Source organism: Zoogloea sp., from assembly GCF_023150065.1.
Lineage (GTDB): Bacteria > Pseudomonadota > Gammaproteobacteria > Burkholderiales > Rhodocyclaceae > Zoogloea.
Genome location: NZ_JAKLLN010000090.1, coordinates 1 through 834, shown reverse-complemented (window position 1 = coordinate 834; position 834 = coordinate 1). Strand labels below are relative to the sequence as shown.

The window sequence follows — 834 nt, the reverse complement described above, 5'->3', positions numbered from 1 at the left end:
GTTCGTCTGCGCTCAGGGCGGCACGCTGTTTCTCGACGAAATCGGCGAATTGCCGCCGCCGCTGCAAGCCGCGTTGCTGCGGGTGCTCGAAGACCGGTGCGTGCGCCCCGTGCGCAGCGAGCGGCAGGTTCCGGTGGATGTGCGCATCGTGGCCGCCACCAACCGACCCCTGGCCGACGATGTGGCCAGCGGTCGCTTCCGGGCCGACTTGTTCTACCGCCTGCAGGTGGTCGAGATCCGGCTGCCACCGCTGCGCGCGCACAAGGAAGACATTCCCGAGCTCGTCGCGCACTTCGTCGACACGCTGGCACCGCGCCTGGGTGTGCCCCCGATCGAGGTCAGCGCCGACGAAATGGTGTTCCTGCGCCAGTACGACTGGCCCGGCAACGTGCGCGAGCTGCGCAACCTCATCGAACGCTCGCTGATCCTGGGGGCGCTGAACGTCTCGGCGTTGTACCAGGGGCCGTCGCGCAGCGCTGCCCCGCGCCGCGTGGCAGCGGACTGGGCGCCTGGCCCCACCGACCTGCACACGCTGGAGAAGCAGCACATTCAGAGCGTCCTCGAAAGCGTGGACGGCGACAAGACCCGCGCTGCGCAGTTGCTGGGCATTTCACGGCGCACGCTCGAGCGCCGGGTGGCCGAGTGGGCGCACAGCTGAGCACCGATGCCGGCCGGCTGCGGCTGGCCGCTCGTTTCGCGAACTGGCCCATCCGCCGCAAGCTGCAGGCGCTGGTGCTGCTGCCGCTGCTGGGCGTGCTGCCGGTGCTGGGCGTCCTGCTGCTGCTGTGGATCAACGCCGCGCTGGACCGGCTGCTCGTCACCAAGGTGCGCGCG

At 70.3% G+C, this 834-nt stretch carries 2 protein-coding genes; both read left to right on the top strand.

The window, feature by feature from the left end; translation table 11 throughout:
• On the top strand, positions 1 to 658 hold a 658-nt coding region (locus L6Q67_RS23580; RefSeq protein WP_296575968.1), incomplete at its 5' end, for a sigma 54-interacting transcriptional regulator.
• On the top strand, positions 643 to 834 hold a 192-nt coding region (locus L6Q67_RS23575), incomplete at its 3' end, for a hypothetical protein (protein WP_296575966.1). The genes L6Q67_RS23580 and L6Q67_RS23575, both read left to right, overlap by 16 nt.